Here is a 19,425-nt window from a genome sequence, read left to right on the forward strand (position 1 = left end):
GAGAGTCGCCTCTCCGCCGCACTCGCGTTCTGGCCGATCCAGGCCCCCCGATCGGCCATGTCGGTCAGTCCAGGCCCCCCTCGACCGACCTTGGATGACGTGCCCCCACCCCATCCATCCGTTGCATCGGGTACGACGGGGTGGTCGTTACACGGTTCCGGGCAATTGGGTAAGAATTGCGCAAAGGTGCTCGGGACACCCTTTTCCGCACGAGACAACTGTGCGTGAGGTCACGAACGAAGCATTCGAGGCCGAACCGCGCAGCTAGCGGACGGTGGACCAGGCCTGGTGGGCGGCGCCGAGGAGGCCGGCGTTGTCGAGTTGGGCGGGTTCGACCGTCAGGTCGGTGACGAAGGGGAGCTGGGCGAGGCGCTTGACCCAGGCCTGGACCGGGTCGAACAGGATCGGGCCTGCCTTGGAGACGCCGCCACCGATGACGACCGTGGTGAGGTCGACGGTGACCGCCGTCGCGACAATGCCCGCGGCGAGCGCCTGGGCGCCGTCGTCGAAGGTCGCCAGCGCGAGCTCGTCCCCGGCGGCCGCGTCGGCGGCCAGTACGGCGGCATCCACGGCCTCGTCGGCCCGCCAGCCGCGACGTTTGGCCCGGGCAACCATCCGCGGCCCGCTCGCGTACGCCTCGACGCACCCGAACGACCCGCACGCGCATGCCTCGCCGTCCAGGTCCACCACCACGTGACCGATGTGCGCGGCGTTCCCTGACTGACCGATCAGCGGCTTGCCCTCGACGACCAGTCCGCCGCCGACCCCGGTCGACACCACGATGCCGAGCAGCGTGTCGACCTCCCGCCCGGCCCCGGTCCAGAACTCGCCGAGCGCGAAGCAGTGCCCGTCCACCCCGAGCGTCACCGGTACGTCGCCGACCAGCGCGCGGACCCGGTCGACCAGCGGGAAGTTCCGCCAGCCGCCGATGTTCACCGGCGACACCAGCCCGTGCGTCTGGTCCAGCGGCCCGGCTGAACCGATCCCGACCGCGCGCGGCGTGGCGTCGCCGCGGACCCGGTCGATCAGCTCGGCCAGCGCGGCGAACACCTGGTCCGCGTCGCCGGGCGGGGTGAGGATCCGGTCCCCGGTGACGATCCGGCCGTCCGCGGACACGAGAGCGGCGGCCATCTTCGTGCCGCCGATGTCGATTCCGAGAACCGTGCCCTGTGCACTCACTGCATCGTCGCTCATCGTCCCCCCGTCAGTGCCGGTGCAGGTTGTCAGGTTGGTTGCTGTCGCCCGGGTGCTCGAGCCCGCGGACCAGCTCGATCCGCTCGTGCATGGCCGCGTTCAGCCAGCGCGCGAACGCCTCCAGCCGGGCGCTCTGCAGCAACTCGCGATGCCAGCCCGCCACCGGTACGCCGGGATCAGCCGGTGGCTCCTCACCCAGTACGTCGGCCGCATACGCCAACTGCTCGGCCGGGATCCGCACATCCGAGGTCACCAACGCCGCAACCCGTCGTACCGCCTCAGAACCAGCAAGCGCCGCGGCCGTGATCGACCCAACCGCGATCGCCGTCGACACGTCAATCGCCTCGGCAGGTGTCTCGGGTACGGCGTCTGTGCGGCGGTGGAGCTCGTCGAGGCAGAGTTGCTCGGTGAGGACGACCTGGGCGACCCAGCGGGTGAGTTGGCGGCCCTCGCGGCTGTCCGGCCGGGGGAGTACGCAGGCCGCGTCGCCGGCCCGCAGTACCGCGAGCCGATCGTCCAGCAGCGCGCGTGGCACCGGTTCACCGTTGAGGTACGCCATCACCTCCGGCGGCGCCGCCGGCGCCTGACTGTGGCCATGGCCGTGACCGTGGCTCACGGTGACTGCGGCCGTCACTGGATCTCCAGGCGGACAGTGGGCGCGTACTGCGCTCGTCCGAACCACATCACCTTCGGCAGCACCCAGGCGTGCGCCGGCGTCGCATCCGCTGGAGCCTGCACCGGCACGGGCACCGTCACCGACGACTTCGGGGGTACAACGACCAGCCGCACCGGCTCGGGCAGCCACGACCACGTCCCGTACGGCGACGCCAGCTGCAACTCAGCGCGGATCTCCGAGGATGTGTTGTTCGCGAACTCCAGCTCGAGCGTCGCCGACGTTCCAGGAGCCAATCGCAGGTCCTGCGTCGACGGCGTCACGGTCAGACCGGTCGGTCGTCCCGGCTCGCCCTCGACCGCGCCCGAGCCGTGGTCCGGTTCCTCGGTTGGTGGCATCCCGAAGCCGAGGGTCGCGGTCAGCTCCGGGCTCTCGCCGACGAACACCGTGACGACGTCCTCCACCGCGGTGACGCCGGCACCACCGGCGAGCTGGTCGGTCTTGGTCAGCACGCGGGCAGCGACGAAGTACTGCCCGGGCTCGCAGTCCTCCGGTGGTGTCACGTTCGCGAGGTGGCGGACGTAACCGCCCGGCTCGAGCCGTAGTTGACGATCGGATTGATCAGTTGTCCACCCGTCCGGGAGTCCGATTGTCAACAATCCTTCGGCAGGAGTGTCGGCGTACTGGTTCGCGATCACCATCGAGAGCTCGAACGGCTTGCCGGCCGTGCGCGCGACGGTGGGGGAGACCGACATGCTGATCGGCAGGAAGCCCATCTGCGCGGGTCCACGGTTGTGCAGCCAGTAGCGCGCGTACGACGGCTGGGCCAGCTCACCCGGTTGTCCGAGTACGGCGGGATTCGCGGCGGCCGAACCGTCGACGGTCAGGACGAAGGTGTCGACCGCGGAGCCGGCCAGCTCGACCGTGAAGTTGCCGTCGGCAACCTCGATCGGGGCGGCCGGGTTCTCCAGCAGGTCGGCATGGTGGGCGCCGGTGATCGGGAGGGCCGAGGTGACGGTGGCCGTCGCTCCCAGACCGGTTGCCTCGATCAACCGCAGGGTGACGCCGTCCCGCGGGTCGGCCGGGACACCCGACCCGCGGGCGATGGGGTTGCCGGCCGGCTTCAGCGTGGAGACCAGCACGTCGCGCTCCGGGCTGACCTGGAGCAGCGAGTGTGTCGCCGGCAGGGTGCCGTCGTGCGCGGTGGTGGTTGCCGCGAGCAACGGTGAGGAGAATTCCTGGCCGCGGCTCGGCAACTGCTGCTTGCGCCAGTCGCCGTCGCCGCTGGTCAACGCGTACCGGAACTCGTGGGTCCAGTGCTGCAACTGGAACGCCGACCCGTCCGGCGCCGACCGCCGCGGCGGATCGATCCAGATCCCCGACGGCCAGCCGGTGCACGACCGCATCAACGACGCATGCAACGCACCAGTCGCATCCACCGCGAACCCAGGCAGTCCGTAGGTCAGCAGCGCAACAGTCCGATCCTCGAACTCCTCGATCACGCCCTCACCATGAACGGTCGCGGTAATCCGCGCCCCGGCCAGCTCGACCACAGCCGCCCCAACCGCAGCCGCCGTGGGCAGAACCAGCGCAGGAATAGCCCGCACATCCCGCACATCCGCATTAGGCCGCCAAACCTCTGCCAGTGCCGTCCGCGGTGGGACGAACGCTGCGCCCTCGCTCGGCACCTCTTCATCCAGCAAGGACGAAGCGGCGCCGACGAGGATGCGGAGGTCGGGGAGGTTTGAGTCGACCTTCAGGTAGCCGTAGCGGGAGCCGGTGGCTAGGGAGGTGGTGGCGGTGACGCCTACTCGGGCCAGGGCTACGACCAGGTCGCGGACCTCGGCTGGGTCGGAGTCGTCTGGTACGACGATCTCGGCGACGGCGAGGGGACGGGTGCCGACCTGGTTGCCGGAAGCATCTACCAAGTCGATGCGGGCAGTGGAGCCGAGGCCGAACCAGGTGTTGGCAGGGTTGTCCAGCGTCCACGGGGCCTGGGCGCTGTCCACGTCGATCAGGCCGAACCCTCGGCCGACTACGGCGCCGGCGACCTCGCTCAACGGCAGGGCGCCGGGTACGTCGGCCGGGAACTTGACCCGGACCAGGCGATCCGACTGGGCGTGGTCCAGGATCCGGGTGGTGAACTCGATCCGGTCGAGGCCGTCGTACACCGTGACGACTGCTTCGTACGAGATCCCGTCGACCTCACCGCGGCTGACGATCCGGCTGCCGAGCGGCCCGGTCTGCGTGAACACCTTCGCCGGCGCCTCGCCCGAGCCGACCACCGGACCCGACGGGAGCAGGTGCCACGGACCTTCGCCGAAGCGCGGGTGGTCCGGGTACTCCTCGTAGACCCGCAACTCGTTGCCGAGTCCCTTGAGCACCTGTCGACCGGTCCGCTTGTCGACAATCTGACTGATCCCACCACCGCGCGACGGATCCACGGTCACACTGAAGAACTCGTTCTCCACCGACTCACTGTCATCGGCCGGCCCCCAACCACCAGCACGAGCTCCATGAGTCAGCGCGTACGTCCGCCACCCGAGCGACGGCACCTCAGCAGCCAGGAACGTGAGCTTGTCACCCTCGACCACCGAAGGCACCGGCTGCCCATCCGCATCAAGAACCGTTACGTCCGAAGAAGTGTGGGCTATAGCCTCGCTTTCTTCGGACGTTGCGGTGAGGCGGACGGTGACGAGGTCGGTGCGGGTGAAGCTGAGCGTGTTGGTGACGACGACTGCGTGCTCGCCGACGGTTGACGTGTCGATCTGTGCCGCAAAGGCCTCCAGCGACGCGGTCCGCGCGGCGTCCGACAGGTCGTGCGCCTCGCGCCACCCGGTGACGAGGTCGATGTACACCTGGTCCGACTCCGACCCGGTGATCGCGTCGTGGTGGGCGCCGTACGCGAGCTGCCGCCAGACCTTGTCCAGCGACGCCTCCGCGAACCGGCCGAGCCCGAGCAGGTCGGCGTACGTGCCGAGCTTCTCCGCGTCGACCGCGGCCACCTCGGCCGCACGCTGGGCCTGCTTGGTGTCGATGTACGACACGTCCTTGCCGGTGTAGATCGGGTTCATGTCCCGCGACTGTGGCGACGGTCGCCGGCCGGTCTCGGCGAGCTCGGCGCGGACCCGGTCCATGAAGTGCTTCGTCGTACCGCAGACGAACTTCGGCCAGGCGTAGCGAGCGTTCCAGTCGTGGTGCAGTGCGGTGATCCAGTTGTTGGGCGGCGTGTAGTCGCCACCCACCGGCAGCAGCGTGTTGCGAGTGGCTGCGACCGTCTTCAGGGTGGCGAAGAGCTGGTACGCCGTGTCGCCCGCTGCCTCGACACTGGGTGCGTGCTGCAGCTCCCAGCCCGGGCCATAGTGGTCTGGCATGTAGTGAGTGAGTACGCCGTCCCCACTTGGGCTGATCCACTCGAACTCGCTGTGGAACTGCATGACAGCCGCAGTCCCCGCCTTCGGGTCACCCCAGGCCTGCCGCAGCGGTCCCCACTGGTGGAACGGGCCACGTGCCCACGCTGACCCGGTCAGCCCTGCCTTGGCCAAGTACCCGGGGAACTGCGGGTCGTGGCCGAACACGTCCAGCTGCCACGCGTTCTGCGGGTCGCCGCCAAGGATGTCGCGCTGGTACCCGACGCCGTACACGATGTTACGGATGGTCGTCTCCGCACCGGTCAGGTTGGTGTTCGGCTCGTTGTAGGTGCCGCCGATGATCTCGACCCGGCCCTCCGCGATCAGCCGGCGCAGGACAGCGCGGTTCTCCGGGAAGGTGTCGAAGTACGGCTTGAGGTAGTCGAGCTCAGCCAGCACGAAGCAGTACGCCGGATCGCGCAAAGCGAGCTTGAGATGCGCGTCGACCAGGCTGAACGCGTTGTGCGTGTACACCGGTCGAGTGGTGCCGTCCGGACCCTGCAGGTCCCAGCTGGTCGTGTACGCCGCCTGTGTGTTCCACCAGACCGGGTCGTAGTGGAAGTGCGACACCATCACCATCGTCCAGCCCGGTTCGGCGATCACCACCGTGCCGCTGTCCGACGCGACCTCGGCACCCTCGGCCGAGACCGTCACGGTCGCCGCGACACTCGCGCCGTACTGCGATCGCAACGATGAGGTGACCTCGAGCGGGACCTCGACCCGGATCGGGCCGTCGCCCGGCGGGAGGTCCGCCGTACCGGAAACGCCGTCGCCGGCGACTCGCACGGACAGCGCGCCGTCGCCGGCGGAACGGGTCAGTTCCACCCGCAGCAACTGGCGGGGATCGTCATCGCTGCCGGCGAACAACTCGGGCGAGGAGACATGGGTGATCTGTACGGTCACGGTGTCGGGCTCCGTCGAGAGCGGTCAAGGTCGAGAGACAACGTTATCCGTAGTCGGCCCCGACAGCGAGGGGTCATTTGCAGGAATCCGCTTACTACCCGAGGCCGCAGGCGTAGAATCCGCCTCGACCACCGCTGACAACGATCGCATTCCGAGTGTCGGCGGCCGCTAATTATTAGCTGTCAGTGACGGCACCGGCACCGACATTCGGGCGCCGGGTCAGGTGGCGAGGGAACCCCGCACGGGAGAGGGTGGGCGAATGAGTGATCACCTGGATCGTGATGCCGCCGGCGCGTTGATCGTCGGCTTCGACGGGACCACTGCCTCGGACGACCTGCGCCGTGCGGTCGCGGCCGGGCTCGGCGCGGTCATCTTGTTCACCCGCAACGTCGCCGACGCCGAGCAGGTCGCTGCCCTGACCGCCAGCCTCCGGGCGGAGCGGCCGGACTTGGTGATCGCCATCGACCACGAGGGTGGCGAGTTCAGCCACCTGGCTCCGGCCAACCCCTGGCCACTGGCCTCGCCGCGGATCCTCGGCGACCTCGACGACGTGGACCTGACGCGTGCGTCCGCCCGGGACGCCGCCGCGACGCTCGCGAGTCTCGGCATCGACCTGATGCTCGCGCCGTCGGTGGACGTGAACAGCAACCCGGCCAACCCGATCATCTCCACCCGCTCGTTCGGCACCACCCCCGACGTGGTCGCCAGGCACGGTGTCGCATTCGTCGAAGGCGTCCACGAGGCCGGTATCGCCGCCTGCCCGAAGCACTTCCCGGGCCACGGCGACGTCACCGTCGACTCCCACCTCGACCTGCCGCGCGTCGACCGCTCGATCGCCGAGGTGACCGAGGTCGAGCTCGCCCCGTTCAAGGCGACGATCGCGGCCGGCGCCGACGTGATCATGAGCGCCCACATCGTCTTCTCCGCGTACGACGACCAGCCGGCCACCCTCTCGCACCGAATCCTCACCGGGCTGCTCCGGCAGGAGCTCGGGTTCGAAGGAGTGATCACCACCGACGCGCTGGAGATGCAGGCGATCACCAAGAACCAGTCGATCGAGGACGCCACCGTCGCCTCCATCCGGGCCGGCGCCGACCTCGCCATGATCGCGATCGGTACCGCGGACCCGAAGACCCTCACCGCCCGCCTGGTCGATGCCGTTGGCAACGGCTCTCTCGCTGCCGAGCGTCTCGCCGAGGCGGCCGGACGAGTCCGCGCCCTCGCCGCCACATTGCAGACCCGGACCAGGCAGCCCGGCCTCGACGGCGCCCCGATCCGCGAGGTTGCCACCCGGGTGATCGCCAACCAGACCCTGCCCGCGCTGAGTGGCGCGCCGTACGTCGTCGATCTGACCCAGGGCCTGCACCCGGCCTGGAACCCTTATTTCACTGGGCTTCCGGACATCTTCAGCCGCATCGCCCCCGGATCGGACGGAGTGGTCCTCCGCGGCGAGCATCGGCTGCTCGACGGCGCCGGTTCGCAGTCCGACGGAGCCATCGCCCGCGCCGCGGCGGCCGCCGCCGGTCGCCCGTTGGTCGTCGCGATCCAGGACGCCGTACGCACGCCGTGGATGCGCGAAGCGCTGCCCGCCCTGCTGCAGAACCGCGGTGAGGACACCGTCGTCTTGTGCACCGGCATCCCGGAGGACCGTGAGCTCATCCCCGAGGGCGTTGCCGTCGGTACGACGTCCGGACGCAACCTGATCGTCCTCGAAGCGGTCGCCAGGGCCCTTACGCGGGCCGGCAGCTGAGGGTCAGATCGAGGGCGTGCTGCTCGACGTAGTTGAGGGCATGCCGGACGGCACCGACGGACACGATCGCGTCGCCGAGGGACGAGACCGCGACGCGAGGCGGCGTACTCGTGAAGCGGGCCAACTGTTCCTCGATCTCCGGCAGCAGCGACTTGGCGGCCTCGGCCACCCCACCGCCCAGCACGACCAGCTCGGGGTTGAACAGGATGCTGAGCGTCGCCACCACCCGGGCGGTCCGGCCGGCGACGTACTGAAGGATGCCTAGGGCAACGTCGTCGCCGGCGTCAGCGGCGGTGAAGACCAGCTCCGCGGTGACCGGGCGGTCGCCGGCCAGCGTCCGCAGTGCGGTCTCCACAGTTGGGTCGGCGACGGCCGCGGCACCGTGCTCGCGGGCGATCCGGGCGATGCCGTGGGTGTCGCCGACGCCTTCGACGAGCTTGAGGTAGACCATCTCACCGGCGCCGCCGCGGCTGCCGTGCAGCAGTCGGCCGGAGTCCATCAGGCCTGAGCCGAACCGCTCACTGGCCAGCAGTACGGCGAGGTCGCCGACGTTCCGGCCTTCGCCACGCCAGTGCTCGCCGAGGGCGGCCAGGTTCGCGTCGTTCTCGAGCAGCACCGGCCAGCCGTGCAGCTCGGTCAGTCGCGGGGCCAGGCCGGCGTCGAAGCGCCGCCAGAACTCGTCGTCGACCAGGATGTTGCCGTCCCGGTCGACCGGAGCCGCGACACCGGCGCCGGCCGCGAGCACCTGCGCATCGGACACTTGCGCGGTCTCGAGGGCCTCGACGACTGTCTCGTGCACGATCCCGGTCCGCTCCGCCGCGGTCTTGTCGCCGGACACCGAGCGCACCACCTTGGCGATCGTCTCGCCGCGCAGGTCGGCGACCAGCACCGTGGTCTTGCCCGCGCCGATGTCGATCCCGAGCACGCACCCGGCGCGGCTGTTGAACTCGAACCGCCGCGACGGCCGGCCCACCGACGTGTCCCGGCCCGGGTCGAGCTCGATCACCCAGCCCATCGAGATCAGGTCGTTGCAAACCGCGTGCACGGTGGCGCGAGTCAGGCCGGTCGCCTCGATCAGGCCGGTTCCTGTCATCACGCCCGCCTTGGACAGCACGGAGAGTAACTTCCCCGCGTTGACGCGGCGCAGCATCGGCGGTGTCGCCGTGGGCGGAGTGGCCGCCGGTCTCGCCATGAAAGCCCCTTGACCTGTCGTCGAAGTTACGCGCAGAATACTCTGGAGTCTAAATTTAGAGTCTATATAAACAAGTGGGCAATGTCGCCGCAACCGCCCGGAAATCCTGTACCCCGCGCCTGCCGACCCAAGTGAGGCTTTCTTGACCAGCACGCAGCCGACGACAGACCGAGACTGGTGGCGTCAGGCCGTCGTCTACCAGATCTATCCGCGCAGCTTCGCCGACTCCAACGGCGACGGTGTCGGTGACCTGCCGGGCATCGTCAGCCGCGTTCCGTACCTCGCGTCCCTAGGTATCGACGCGGTCTGGCTCAGCCCGTTCTACCCGTCCGCCCTCGCCGACGGTGGGTACGACGTCGACGACTACCGCAACGTGGACCCCCGGCTCGGCACCCTCGACGACTTCGACCAACTCGTCGAGGCGCTGCACGAGGCGGGGATCAAGCTGATCGTCGACATCGTCCCGAACCACACCTCCGACCGGCACGAGTGGTTCGTCGAGGCGCTGGACGCCGGGAAGGGCTCAGCCGCCCGGGACCGGTACATCTTCCGCGAGGGAGAGGGCGACGAGCCGCCGTCGGACTGGGACTCGGTCTTCGGCGGCTCCGCCTGGGCGCAGGTCGAGGACGGGCAGTGGTACCTGCACATGTTCGCGGCCGAGCAGCCGGACCTGAACTGGGAGCACCCGGAGGTCCGGGCGGACTTCCTGACCACATTGCGGTTCTGGTCGGACCGCGGCGTCGACGGCTTCCGGGTGGATGTCGCGCACGCGCTGGTGAAGAACCTGACCGAGCCGTTCCCGTCGAAGACCACGCTGCCCCGGCAGTCCGAGTCCAACGGCGCACATCCGCTCTGGGATCAGGACGGCGTACACGAGATCTACCGCGAGTGGCGGACGGTGCTGAACGAGTACGACCCGCCCCGGTCGGCGGTGGCCGAGGCGTTCGTGCCGGCCGCCCGGCGGGCCCGGTACGCGAGTGCGGACGGGCTCGGGCAGGCCTTCAACTTCGACCTGCTGCAGGCGGACTGGGAGTACGAGAAGTTCCGGCAGGTGATCGAGGACAACCTCGCGCTGGCCGAGCAGAACGGGTCGTCCTCGACCTGGGTGTTCTCGAACCACGACGTCGTCCGGCATGCGACCCGGTACGGCCTGCCGAAGGACCCGTCCGGTCTCTGGCAGGACGGGAAGGCGTGGCTGCTCAGCAACGGCACCGAGCCGACGGTCGACGTCGAGCTGGGCCTGCAGCGGGCCCGTGCGGCGGTGCTGCTGATGTTGGCGCTGCCGGGATCGGCGTACCTGTACCAGGGTGAGGAGCTGGGGCTGCAGGAGGTCGGCGAGCTGCCGGCGGCGAACCTGCAGGACCCCGCGTACTTCCGGTCGAAGGGCGCGGAGAAGGGCCGTGACGGCTGCCGGGTGCCGATCCCGTGGAAGGTCGACGGACTGTCGTTCGGCTTCGGCACGGGCGGTTCGCACCTCGTCCAGCCGAAGTGGTTCGGCGGCTACTCGGTCGAGGCGCAGGACGGCGACCCGGAGTCGACGCTGAGTCTCTACCGCCGGGCGCTCGCCGTCCGCCGGGGTCTCCAGACCGGCAACTCGCTCACCTGGGTGGACGGCGGCGACTTGGTCCTGCACTTCACCCGGCCCGGCGGCTGGCAGTCCATCACCAACTTCGGCGCCGCCCCGGTCGAGCTCCCCGAGGCCGCCGTGGTGCTGTCCAGCGGTCCGCTCGAGGGCGACAAGCTGCCAGGTGACACCACCGCCTGGCTGATCTGATCCTCGCTCCGTGGATCCTGCCTACCCAGGATCCACGGACCGAGTAAGAGGGCGTCTGGGAACCCTGCGCCTACTGCGCGGCACTCGGCGGGCGCATCGCCGCGTTGGAGGACGAGGCACGGAGAACCCCACTCCGAGCCCCGCCCTCCGCCTTGCGCTGCACTCCGCCGAGCACCTGCTCGCGACGGCGCAGAGTTCCCAGACGCCCTCTAGCCACCCCGTGCGGCAGGATGGGGGCTGTGAATCCGACGGTTGGTGACGTGGTTGCGGTACTCGATCGGCTGTACGACCCAGCCTGGGCGGAGAGCTGGGACGCGGTCGGTCTGGTCACCGGGGATCCGGAGCAACCGGTACGGCGGATTCTGTTCGCGGTCGACCCGATGCGGTCCGTCGTGGACGAAGCCGTCTCCGGTGACTTCGACCTCCTCGTCACCCACCATCCCCTCCTGCTGCGCGGGGTCCACAGCGTCGCGCGGACGACGCCCAAGGGCCGCGTCGTACACGACCTGATCAAGAGCAACACGGCTCTGCACGTGTGCCACACCAACGCGGACAACGCGAACCCCGGTGTCAGCGACGCCCTGGCCGCCACTCTCGGAGTACAGGACACCCGTCCGCTCAAGCCGCTGACGTCGGACCCGATGGACACGCGTGGTGGCGGGCGGGTCGGCGTACTCCAGGAACCGATGTCGCTGACGGACTTCGGCCGTTTGGTCGCCGGAAACCTTCCGCCGACGGAGCACGGCGTACGCGTGTCGGGCGATCCTGACCGGACCATCTCGACTGTCGCCGTGGTCGGGGGAGCGGGTGACTCGGAGTTCGACCGGGTCCGCGCAGCGGGTGTCGACGCGTACGTCACCGCCGACCTCCGGCACCACCCCGCGACCGAGGCTCGGGCGTACGACGAGGGGCCAGCGCTGATCGACGTCGCGCACTGGGCCAGCGAGTGGCCGTGGCTGCTGGATGCCGAGCGGCTCCTGCTCGAAGGGTTGGCAGAGCAAGGCAGTACCGTGGACACTCACATCTCGACGCTCCGTACGGACGCGTGGAACCTGCGGCTCTGAGTCCGCGGCAGCTGACAACTGAACGAATCAAAGGAGCCGACTCTGAACGCCGAGCCCGCTGTCCAACGCCGGTTACTGGACCTGCAGGATCTCGACCTGCAGCTGGATCAGGTCGCCCACAAACGCAAATCGCTGCCCGAGCACCAGACGCTGGCCGAGCTGGCCGCGGAGAAGTCGGTGGTCGACCGCGAGCTCGTCACCGCCGACACCGAGGTGAGCGACCTGCAACGGGAGCAGAAGAAGGCCGACAGCGACGTCGAGCAGGTGCGACAGCGCAAGGCGCGCAACCAGCAGCGGCTCGACTCCGGACAGGTCACCTCGCCGAAGGACCTGGAGAACCTGCAGCACGAGGTCGGTTCGCTGGACCGGCGGATCTCCGACCTCGAGGACGCCGAGCTCGAGGTGATGGAGAAGCTGGAGGCGGCCGAGGCGGTGCAGGCCGACCTGCGGACCCGCGCCGAGGCGTTCGCCGGCCGGCAGGCCGAGCTGGAGAGCACCCGCGACGCCGCGCTCAAGGAGCTCGACGAGCAGCGCGCGGAACTCGGCGACAAGCGGTCCACGATCGCTGCCGAGCTCCCGGAGGCCCTCATCACGCTGTACCAGCGACTCCGCGAGCACAACGGCGGGATCGGTGCCGCGGCGCTGGTCGGCAAGCGCTGCATGGGTTGCCGGATGGAGCTGGCGCCGTCCGATCTCACTCGATTCAAGGCCTCCGCGCCGGACGCCGTACTGCGCTGTGAAGAGTGCGGACGGATCCTCGTGCGGACGTCGGAGAGCGCGGTATGACCTACAACCACGTGATCGTGGAAGCGGATGGCGGGTCGCGTGGGAACCCTGGGCCGGCGGCGTACGGCGCTCTGGTTCGCGACCCGGCGACCGGCGAGGTGATCGCGCAGAGCGGGAAGACGCTCGGCATCGCGACCAACAACGTCGCCGAGTACTCCGGTCTGGTCGCCGGGCTCGAGTTGGCCGCCGAGTACGCGCCGAACGCTTCGATCGAGGTACGGATGGACTCCAAGCTGGTCATCGAGCAGATGGCCGGCCGGTGGAAGATCAAGCACCCGGATCTGCAGCCGCTCGCGATCAAGGCGCAGGGGCTGGCGCCGTTCGGGACCGAATGGACCTGGGTGCCGCGCGCACAGAACGCAGCCGCGGACGCGCTCGCGAACATGGCGCTGGACGGCGTACCGATCCCGCTGAAGCCCCCGGTTGCTGGGGCCGCGGCGGCCGTGGCCAAGGAGCCGTCGGATCTGCAGAAGGCGTTGCAGGGGTGGGGTCCGCAGGCCGGGCCGCCGACTCAGCTGATCTTCCTGCGGCACGGCGAGACCCCGCACACGGCAGAGAAGCGGTTCTCCGGTTCCGGTGGTGACAACCCCGGGCTCAGCGACACCGGTCGGGCGCAGGCTCACGCGGCCGCGGAGTACCTGGCCCGGATCGGCGGAGTGGACGCGATCCTGACCTCGCCGATGCTGCGGACGCGGCAGACGGCCGAGGTGGTCGGGGCTTCGCTCGGGCTCGAGCCGATCGTCGACGAGGGCTGGGTCGAGGTCGCATTCGGTGACTGGGACGGGCACACCTTCGCCGAGATCCAGCAGAAGTGGCCGGACGCGCTGAACGCCTGGATGGAGTCCACGGCCGTCGCACCACCCGGCGGTGAATCCTTCGACCTGTGCGCCCGGCGGGCCCGATCCGCGCGGGACAAGGTGCTGGCCAAGTATCCGGGCAAGACCGTGGTCGTGGTCACCCATGTCACGCCGATCAAGCTGATGGTCCGGTCGGTGCTGCAGGCCCCGATGGCTTCGCTGTTCCGGATGGAGTTGCGCCCGGCAACACTCACCGAGATTCATTGGTACGCCGACGGCCTGGCCTCACTGCGATCGTTCAACGTCCAGCCCTCGCTCTGAGCTGCTCCTTCTTCGTTACTCTGACCTCACGCACACCGACGTGCGCTGACGGGACGGAGAGCTCACGTGCCTTTGCAGAGGGTTCATTTCGCCGAGGACGTACCGGAAGTCTTCCGGGCGTCACTGCAAGCGATCCGGCAGGAGCTGGACGTCCCGTCGGAGTTCCCGGCCGAAGTGGTCGCCGCGGCTCTGCAGGCGGCGAAGAACCCACGGCTGCCAGAGCTCGATCGGACCGACCTCGACTTCGTCACCATCGACCCACCGGACTCGATGGACCTGGACCAGGCGCTGCACATCGAGCGCAACGGCGACGGGTACACGGTGCACTACGCGATCGCCGACGTCGCCGCCTTCGTCCAGCCCGGTGACCCGATCGACGTCGAGGCTCGTCGCCGTGGCGAGACGCTCTACGCCCCGGACAAGCGCACCCCGCTGCACCCACCGGAGCTCTCCGAGGGAGCTGCCTCGCTGCTGCCCGACGAGGTCCGTCCAGCCCTGCTGTGGACGATCTCGGTCGACGCGGTCGGCGAAGGCACCAAGGTGGTTTGCGAGCGCGCGCTGGTGAAGTCGCGCGCCAAGCTCAACTACGCCGGCGTCCAGCAGGATCTCGACGCGGGCATCGCCTCGGAGTCGCTGCAACTGCTGCGTGAGGTCGGCAAGCTCCGGGAGAAACGCGAGCTCGCCCGCGGCGGCGTCAACCTGCCCATCCCGGACCAGGAGGTCGTCACCTCCAACCACGGCTGGGGTCTGGAGTTCCGCGCACCGCTCCCGGTCGAGGGCTGGAACGCGCAGATCTCGCTGCTCACCGGGATGGCCGCCGCGCAACTGATGATGGACGGCGGCATCGGCATCCTGCGAACGCTGCCGGAGTCGCACGACGATCTACGGCGCAAGCTGGGCAACACCGCCAAGGCGCTCGGGATCGAGTGGCCGGACGGGACGTCGTACGCGGCCTTCATCCATGGGCTGGATCCGAAGGTGCCGGCGCATGCGGCGATGCTGGCGGCGTGCACGGTGCTGTTCCGCGGCGCCGGGTACAGCGCGTTCGCGGGTGGAGTGCCGGAGCAGCCGGCGCATGCGGCGATGAAGGCTGAGTACGCGCACGTGACCGCTCCACTGCGGCGTCTGGTCGACCGGTGGACCGGGGAGATCTGCGTGGCGCTGTCGGCGGGCACCGAGGTGCCGGCGTGGGTTCGTCAGTCGATGGACGAGATCCCCAAGATCATGGACGACGCGGATCGCCGGGCGCACGCGTACGAACGGTCGATCGTCAGCATGGTCGAGGCCGGGCTGGTGGCCGACCAGGTCGGGTCCGAGTTCGACGGCGTCATCACCGAGGTCGACCAACGCGAGAACACCCGCGGCATCGTCGTACTGTCCACGTTGGCGATCGAGGGCCGCATCAGCGGTACGACGCCCCTGCCGCTGGGCCGGCTGGTCCGGGTCAAACTCGTCGAAGCCGACATCGCCAAGCGCGTGGTCAACTTCGAACTAGTCTCGTAGGTAGTCCTCGACCGCCTTGGTCGTGCGCTTCAGATCACCGGTCGCCAGCAGGTCGAGCAGGGCGCCGCGGAGCATGGCCAGGACGGCGGTACGACGTGCCTCCGCCTCGGCGGAGCCGGGATCGGGCTGACTCGCCTTGAGCAGGTCCAGCCAGTCCTCCACGGTCGAGCGGCCGTAGTCCGCCCACGGGCCGTCCGGGGCGACCAGTGAGCGCCCGTACGCCTCGACCCAGAACTTCATCAACGGCCGCCGTTCGGGCGCGGCCAGCCACGTCCACAGCTCCCCGGCGACCACGGTCAGTCCGGGCGGTTCGTCGTACTGGGCGTCGATCCGACGCAGCAGCTCGAGCTCGTCGACGCGGGCGCGGGCGAGGAGGGCGCGGATCAGGCCGTCCTTGCTGCCGAACAGGAACAGCAGCACCCGTGGGCTGGAGCCGATCGCGGTCGCGAGCGGGCGCAGCGACAGGTCGGCCAGTCCGTGGGTGAGCGAGTACGCGTAGGCGCGCTCGAGCAGTTCCTGCTCACGCGCGGACGGGGTTGGCTTCGTGGTCGGCACGAGGTTAGTATCTCTTACTGAAACAGTCGTGTCAGTGGATTGGGTAGGGTTGATGACCAAGGTGATCAGGAAACTGGGGGAGCCGGGCGACCTCGGCTGGGTGGTGCAGTCGCATGCCGAGATCTACGCGGCGGAGTACGGCTGGGGTCTGCGGTACGAGGCCTTGATCACCCAGATCGTCTCGGCGTACACGACCGACCACGACGACCAGCGCGAGGCCGCCTGGATCGCCGAGGTGGACGGCGCGCGGGCCGGCAGCATCTTCTGCGTCCAGGGCCCGGATGAGGCCACTGCCCAGCTTCGGCTGCTGCTGGTGACTCCGGAGGCGCGCGGTCTCGGCCTCGGCGCCGAACTGGTCGACACCTGCCTGGCCTTCGCCCGGGCGGCCGGCTACAAGCGGATGGTGCTGTGGACCAACGATCCGCTGGTCGCCGCCCGGCACATCTACCTGTCCCGCGGTTTCCGCCTCACCGGCTCCGAGCCGCACGACGACTGGGGCCAAGAGCTCGTCGGCCAGACGTACGAGCTCGACCTCTAAGTGCTGCAGGCGGGGGCGCCTGGGGCCGGTGTGCGGTAGAGGGCGTGGGACAGGAACGTGCTGACGTAGCCGTTCTGGACGCGGAGGGCGTGGCGTGGTCCGGCGCTGCCGAGCGGGAGGAGCTTCCGGAGTGGCAGAGCCAGGTAGTACGCGCCGTAGTCGGTGAAGTTGTAATGGCGCGTCCCCGGGATCGTGGCGCACCACGACGTACCAGTGCTTGCTTTGAGCAACGACAAGGTGCGGTCGCGGTCCTCGTCGCCGCGGGCGTCTGGTCCGCAGACGCCGGTGATGCAGGTGTCGTCGGCGCCGAGCAGGAGGATCGGCGCCTGCACGCCCTTCGTCACGGCGTCGCCGTACGGGCTTCCGTCCAGGTCGACCGCCGCCGCGCACCGGGTGTCGGTGCGGCACGCCTCGAGCGCTGCCGCACCACCGAACGAGTGCCCGAGGTACGACGTACCGATCCCGGACTCGACGCTGTTCGGCAGTTGCTTGGCCACCATCGAGCCGGCGAACCGGGCGTCTGCCGCCCACGTGCCGACGAGGCGATCGCCCTCCTTCTCGAGGTCGTCGGGTTTGGCCGCCTCGACGCTCTCGACCTTCTGCCCGTCGAGGACGGTGAGGTCCGCGCTGTACGTCGGTGTCACGCCGGCGACCAGATAGCCGTGGCTCGCCAGATCCTCGGCGAGGCTGGCGTACATCGGTGCCGACAGCCCCAGGCCCGGCATCAGTACGACGACCGGGAATCGGCCGGGTGCGACGGCGACCCGGTCGAGTGCCGGGTCCTGCAGCCCATCGAATGGGCCCTGGAACACCGAGGCCGGGCCCTTCAGGCGCAGGTCGTTCCACAGCCCGGGTGCGTACTGCACTTTGCGACCGGTCGTGCCTTTGGCCACCGGGTGCCAGAGCCACACCGACAGCTTTCGCGACCCCTCGGCGTACGGATCCCGGCGGGCCGTATCGGTCCACTCGAACGTCCGCCGGCCGACCAGATAGTTGCCGGTCGGGTCGGGTAAGGCCACCGGCTCCGACCGCTGGACCGCGATCCAGCCGACGTACCCGCTCCCGGCGAGCAGCACGAACAGCACGAGGATCACGATCCCCGTTCGAACCCGTCGTACCCCTCTGCGTGCCACACCCCAAGCCTGCCACTCGCCCCGGTCACGAGCATGCTCAGTTGCGGGTGCGCCCTTTGACGATGGCGGCGATCAGCTCCGGAGAGCAGCCGATCGCCGCCGCCAACGCGGGATAGGTCCACCGTTCAGGATCCTCGGCCCGCAACTGCTTGACCAGCCGATTGCGTTGATCGCGATGGAATCGACCCGTCGACTCAGAAACCTCCTGCGCGCGATGGTGATCCTGTGCTTGCTGCACGATCGTGTCGGGCGACAGGTCGGCGATCAGACGGTCGGTGGCCTGGTCGTGGCCGTATCGCCGCAAGGCAGCCTTGCGGTTCGATCGAGTTCGACGGACGTTGGTGTCTTCGACCGTGCTGTACTCCGACAGCACTTCGTCGATCCTGGCCTGTCGGCGGGCGCCAAGCATCGGTCGCAGGTCAACCATGAGCTGGGCAGCACGCACACCTGTCATGGTGAACCGGTACTGGATGAGTTTGGATTGAGATCCGGGTCTGACGGTGGTGACCTTCTGGCCGAACATTGCGGCGACACGTTCGATGACGTCGCGATCGGTCATCGTCACACCGACGCGGGGGTACCGGTACACCTTCCCGCCCACATGGCTCTTGATCATGCCGAAGTAGCCCTCGCCTTCGAGCAGCCCGGCCAGCCACGCGAGCTCAACGTCACGCCGGATCATCGGCGTACTCCTGCACAAGGCGGCGTCCACTCGTCCGCACCGCGGCCGGAGGCGTAGGTGCGTTGGGCAACGAGGACGTTGACCGGGTGCACCCGTGCCTTCTTGAGGCGTGCAGCGTCTGCCAGCTGGTCCGCGACGATCGGCGCCCAGGAACCGAGCGGCTCGAGCAGGCCCAGCCGGGTGAGGCGGGGGAGCTGCCGGAGGAGCGCGGTCTGTGGGAGACCGTTCGCGAGCAGGACGTCCCAGACCTTCGGCTCGTTCAGGAACCGGTCCGGGATCATCTCCCACGACAGGCCTCGGTTGAGCGCGATGACGTCGACCACCTCGGTCACGTCGGTCGCTGCCTGAATCCGCTCGAACGCGGTGAGCAGAGGCAGTCCGGACAGGTCGGCCGGGCGACGGTGAACCCAGTCGAACAGCTCCCGTCGTACCGGCTCTGTCGTCTTCGGGTGCGACAGCCGCAGCAGGTCCGCATGCGACCAGCCGTCGCGCTGGCGGTACTTCAGCAGCTGGTAGGCGACGGAATCCACGTCCGGACCGACGTACCAGTTGCCGATCGCCCGACGCGTACCCCGGCCCCAGCCACCGAACTGCTGCAGGTAGCCGGCGAACAGGAACAGATGCGTCCCGGTCCGAGCCACCAGCGGCACGGCGGCCAGTGCGGCCCGACGACCGTCGTCGTCGCCGAGCTTGGCAGCTGCGGCCAGCGCGAACAGCGCCGGGTTCTGCTTCGGTGCACGACCACGAAGGGAGATGTCCAGTACGGCGGCCACGACCTCCGCAGCCCGCTTCGTCGCGAGTTCCACGACCAGTCCGGCGTTCTCCTGGGTCAGCTCGCGCTCGGAGGCGTAGTACGTGCCTCCGGTGGTGCCGAGCGTCAGGAACCGGTGCAGCCGGGCGAAGTCGTCCTGGACGAAGGTGTAGCCGCCGGCGCGGTTCTTCTGCTGCCGTGGGTCGGCCTGCTCGTCCTGGGGCGTCTGCCGGGTGCTGATCAGTGCCAGCGGGTCGTGGGACATTTCCTTTCTCTCCTGTCGGGTCTCGGGCATGCGAAAGACAGGCCTGGGCGGACGTGTTGTGCCGACCGGGGTTAGCTGCTCTAGCCAACTGAGCTACGTCGGGCTTGCGCCCGGCGGCGGGATTCGAACCCGCGACCCGCCCATGAGAAGTGGTAACCGATTGGCTCCGGCCCACCCAGGCCTGTCTTGTCATT

General features: G+C 69.2%; 15 protein-coding genes. 7 read left to right on the top strand and 8 right to left on the bottom strand.

All coding sequences use genetic code 11. The features are described from left to right. Nucleotides 1-264: 264 nt before the first annotated feature. From V9K99_RS34295 to V9K99_RS34305, 3 genes are read right to left on the bottom strand one after another with little or no spacing between them, the layout of a single operon-like run. Nucleotides 265-1,194, bottom strand: a complete 930-nt coding sequence (locus tag V9K99_RS34295; protein ID WP_337323651.1) for an ROK family protein — start codon at nt 1,192-1,194, stop codon at nt 265-267. Nucleotides 1,195-1,204: 10 nt separating this feature from the next. Continuing rightward, complete coding sequence (locus V9K99_RS34300) at nt 1,205-1,828, bottom strand: DUF7158 domain-containing protein (RefSeq protein WP_337323650.1); 624 nt, start codon at nt 1,826-1,828, stop codon at nt 1,205-1,207. Further along, nucleotides 1,825-6,120 (bottom strand): NEW3 domain-containing protein, encoded by a 4,296-nt coding sequence (locus V9K99_RS34305; protein ID WP_337323649.1) that lies wholly within the window; start codon nt 6,118-6,120, stop codon nt 1,825-1,827. Before V9K99_RS34305 ends, V9K99_RS34300 begins: the two co-directional genes overlap by 4 nt. 259 nt (nt 6,121-6,379) lie before the next feature. On the opposite strand from V9K99_RS34305, the gene nagZ reads away from it, so the two are divergent. Then, on the top strand, nt 6,380-7,870 hold the full coding sequence (gene nagZ / locus V9K99_RS34310) for a beta-N-acetylhexosaminidase (protein WP_337323648.1): 1,491 nt from the start codon (nt 6,380-6,382) through the stop codon (nt 7,868-7,870). Here nagZ and V9K99_RS34315 read toward each other — a convergent pair. Further along, nucleotides 7,851-9,062: an ROK family protein gene (locus V9K99_RS34315; RefSeq protein ID WP_337323647.1), complete on the bottom strand. Its 1,212-nt coding sequence runs from the start codon at nt 9,060-9,062 to the stop codon at nt 7,851-7,853. The two genes, nagZ and V9K99_RS34315, sit on opposite strands and share 20 nt — an antisense overlap. Before the next feature lie 142 nt (nt 9,063-9,204). Between V9K99_RS34315 and V9K99_RS34320 the strand changes: the two genes are divergently transcribed. From V9K99_RS34320 to V9K99_RS34340, 5 genes are all read left to right on the top strand, one after another. Then, complete coding sequence (locus V9K99_RS34320; protein WP_337323646.1) at nt 9,205-10,836, top strand: glycoside hydrolase family 13 protein; 1,632 nt, start codon at nt 9,205-9,207, stop codon at nt 10,834-10,836. A 230-nt stretch (nt 10,837-11,066) separates the two neighbouring features. Further along, on the top strand, nt 11,067-11,900 hold the full coding sequence (locus V9K99_RS34325) for a Nif3-like dinuclear metal center hexameric protein (RefSeq protein ID WP_337336420.1): 834 nt from the start codon (nt 11,067-11,069) through the stop codon (nt 11,898-11,900). 81 nt (nt 11,901-11,981) lie between these two features. Next, complete coding sequence (locus tag V9K99_RS34330) at nt 11,982-12,686, top strand: zinc ribbon domain-containing protein (RefSeq protein ID WP_443137124.1); 705 nt, start codon at nt 11,982-11,984, stop codon at nt 12,684-12,686. Then, nucleotides 12,683-13,804, top strand: coding sequence for a bifunctional RNase H/acid phosphatase (locus V9K99_RS34335; RefSeq protein WP_337323643.1), 1,122 nt, complete (start codon nt 12,683-12,685; stop codon nt 13,802-13,804). The genes V9K99_RS34330 and V9K99_RS34335 overlap by 4 nt, the downstream gene beginning before the upstream one ends. A gap of 66 nt (nt 13,805-13,870) precedes the next feature. Next, nucleotides 13,871-15,307 (top strand): RNB domain-containing ribonuclease, encoded by a 1,437-nt coding sequence (locus V9K99_RS34340; protein WP_337323642.1) that lies wholly within the window; start codon nt 13,871-13,873, stop codon nt 15,305-15,307. On the opposite strand, the gene V9K99_RS34345 is transcribed toward V9K99_RS34340, so the two are convergent. Beyond that, nucleotides 15,296-15,862, bottom strand: coding sequence for a TetR/AcrR family transcriptional regulator (locus tag V9K99_RS34345; protein ID WP_337323641.1), 567 nt, complete (start codon nt 15,860-15,862; stop codon nt 15,296-15,298). The genes V9K99_RS34340 and V9K99_RS34345 overlap by 12 nt on opposite strands. 52 nt (nt 15,863-15,914) lie before the next feature. Here V9K99_RS34345 and V9K99_RS34350 point away from each other — a divergent pair, with 52 nt between their 5' ends. Next, nucleotides 15,915-16,400 carry a GNAT family N-acetyltransferase gene (locus tag V9K99_RS34350; protein ID WP_337323640.1) on the top strand — a complete coding sequence of 162 codons (486 nt, stop codon included), beginning with the start codon at nt 15,915-15,917 and terminating at the stop codon, nt 16,398-16,400. Here the strand turns inward: V9K99_RS34350 and V9K99_RS34355 are convergent. Genes V9K99_RS34355 through V9K99_RS34365 form a run of 3 tightly spaced genes read right to left on the bottom strand, consistent with a single transcriptional unit; the run spans nt 16,397 to nt 19,231 of the window. After that, on the bottom strand, nt 16,397-17,533 hold the full coding sequence (locus V9K99_RS34355) for an alpha/beta hydrolase (protein ID WP_337323639.1): 1,137 nt from the start codon (nt 17,531-17,533) through the stop codon (nt 16,397-16,399). The two genes, V9K99_RS34350 and V9K99_RS34355, sit on opposite strands and share 4 nt — an antisense overlap. A 37-nt stretch (nt 17,534-17,570) precedes the next feature. Continuing rightward, nucleotides 17,571-18,215, bottom strand: a complete 645-nt coding sequence (locus V9K99_RS34360) for a hypothetical protein (RefSeq protein ID WP_337323638.1) — start codon at nt 18,213-18,215, stop codon at nt 17,571-17,573. Beyond that, complete coding sequence (locus V9K99_RS34365) at nt 18,212-19,231, bottom strand: TROVE domain-containing protein (RefSeq protein ID WP_337323637.1); 1,020 nt, start codon at nt 19,229-19,231, stop codon at nt 18,212-18,214. The genes V9K99_RS34360 and V9K99_RS34365 overlap by 4 nt, the downstream gene beginning before the upstream one ends. Between the last annotated feature and the right edge of the window lie 194 nt (nt 19,232-19,425).

Source organism: Kribbella sp. CCNWLW201 (genome assembly GCF_037203805.1).
Taxonomy (GTDB): domain Bacteria; phylum Actinomycetota; class Actinomycetes; order Propionibacteriales; family Kribbellaceae; genus Kribbella.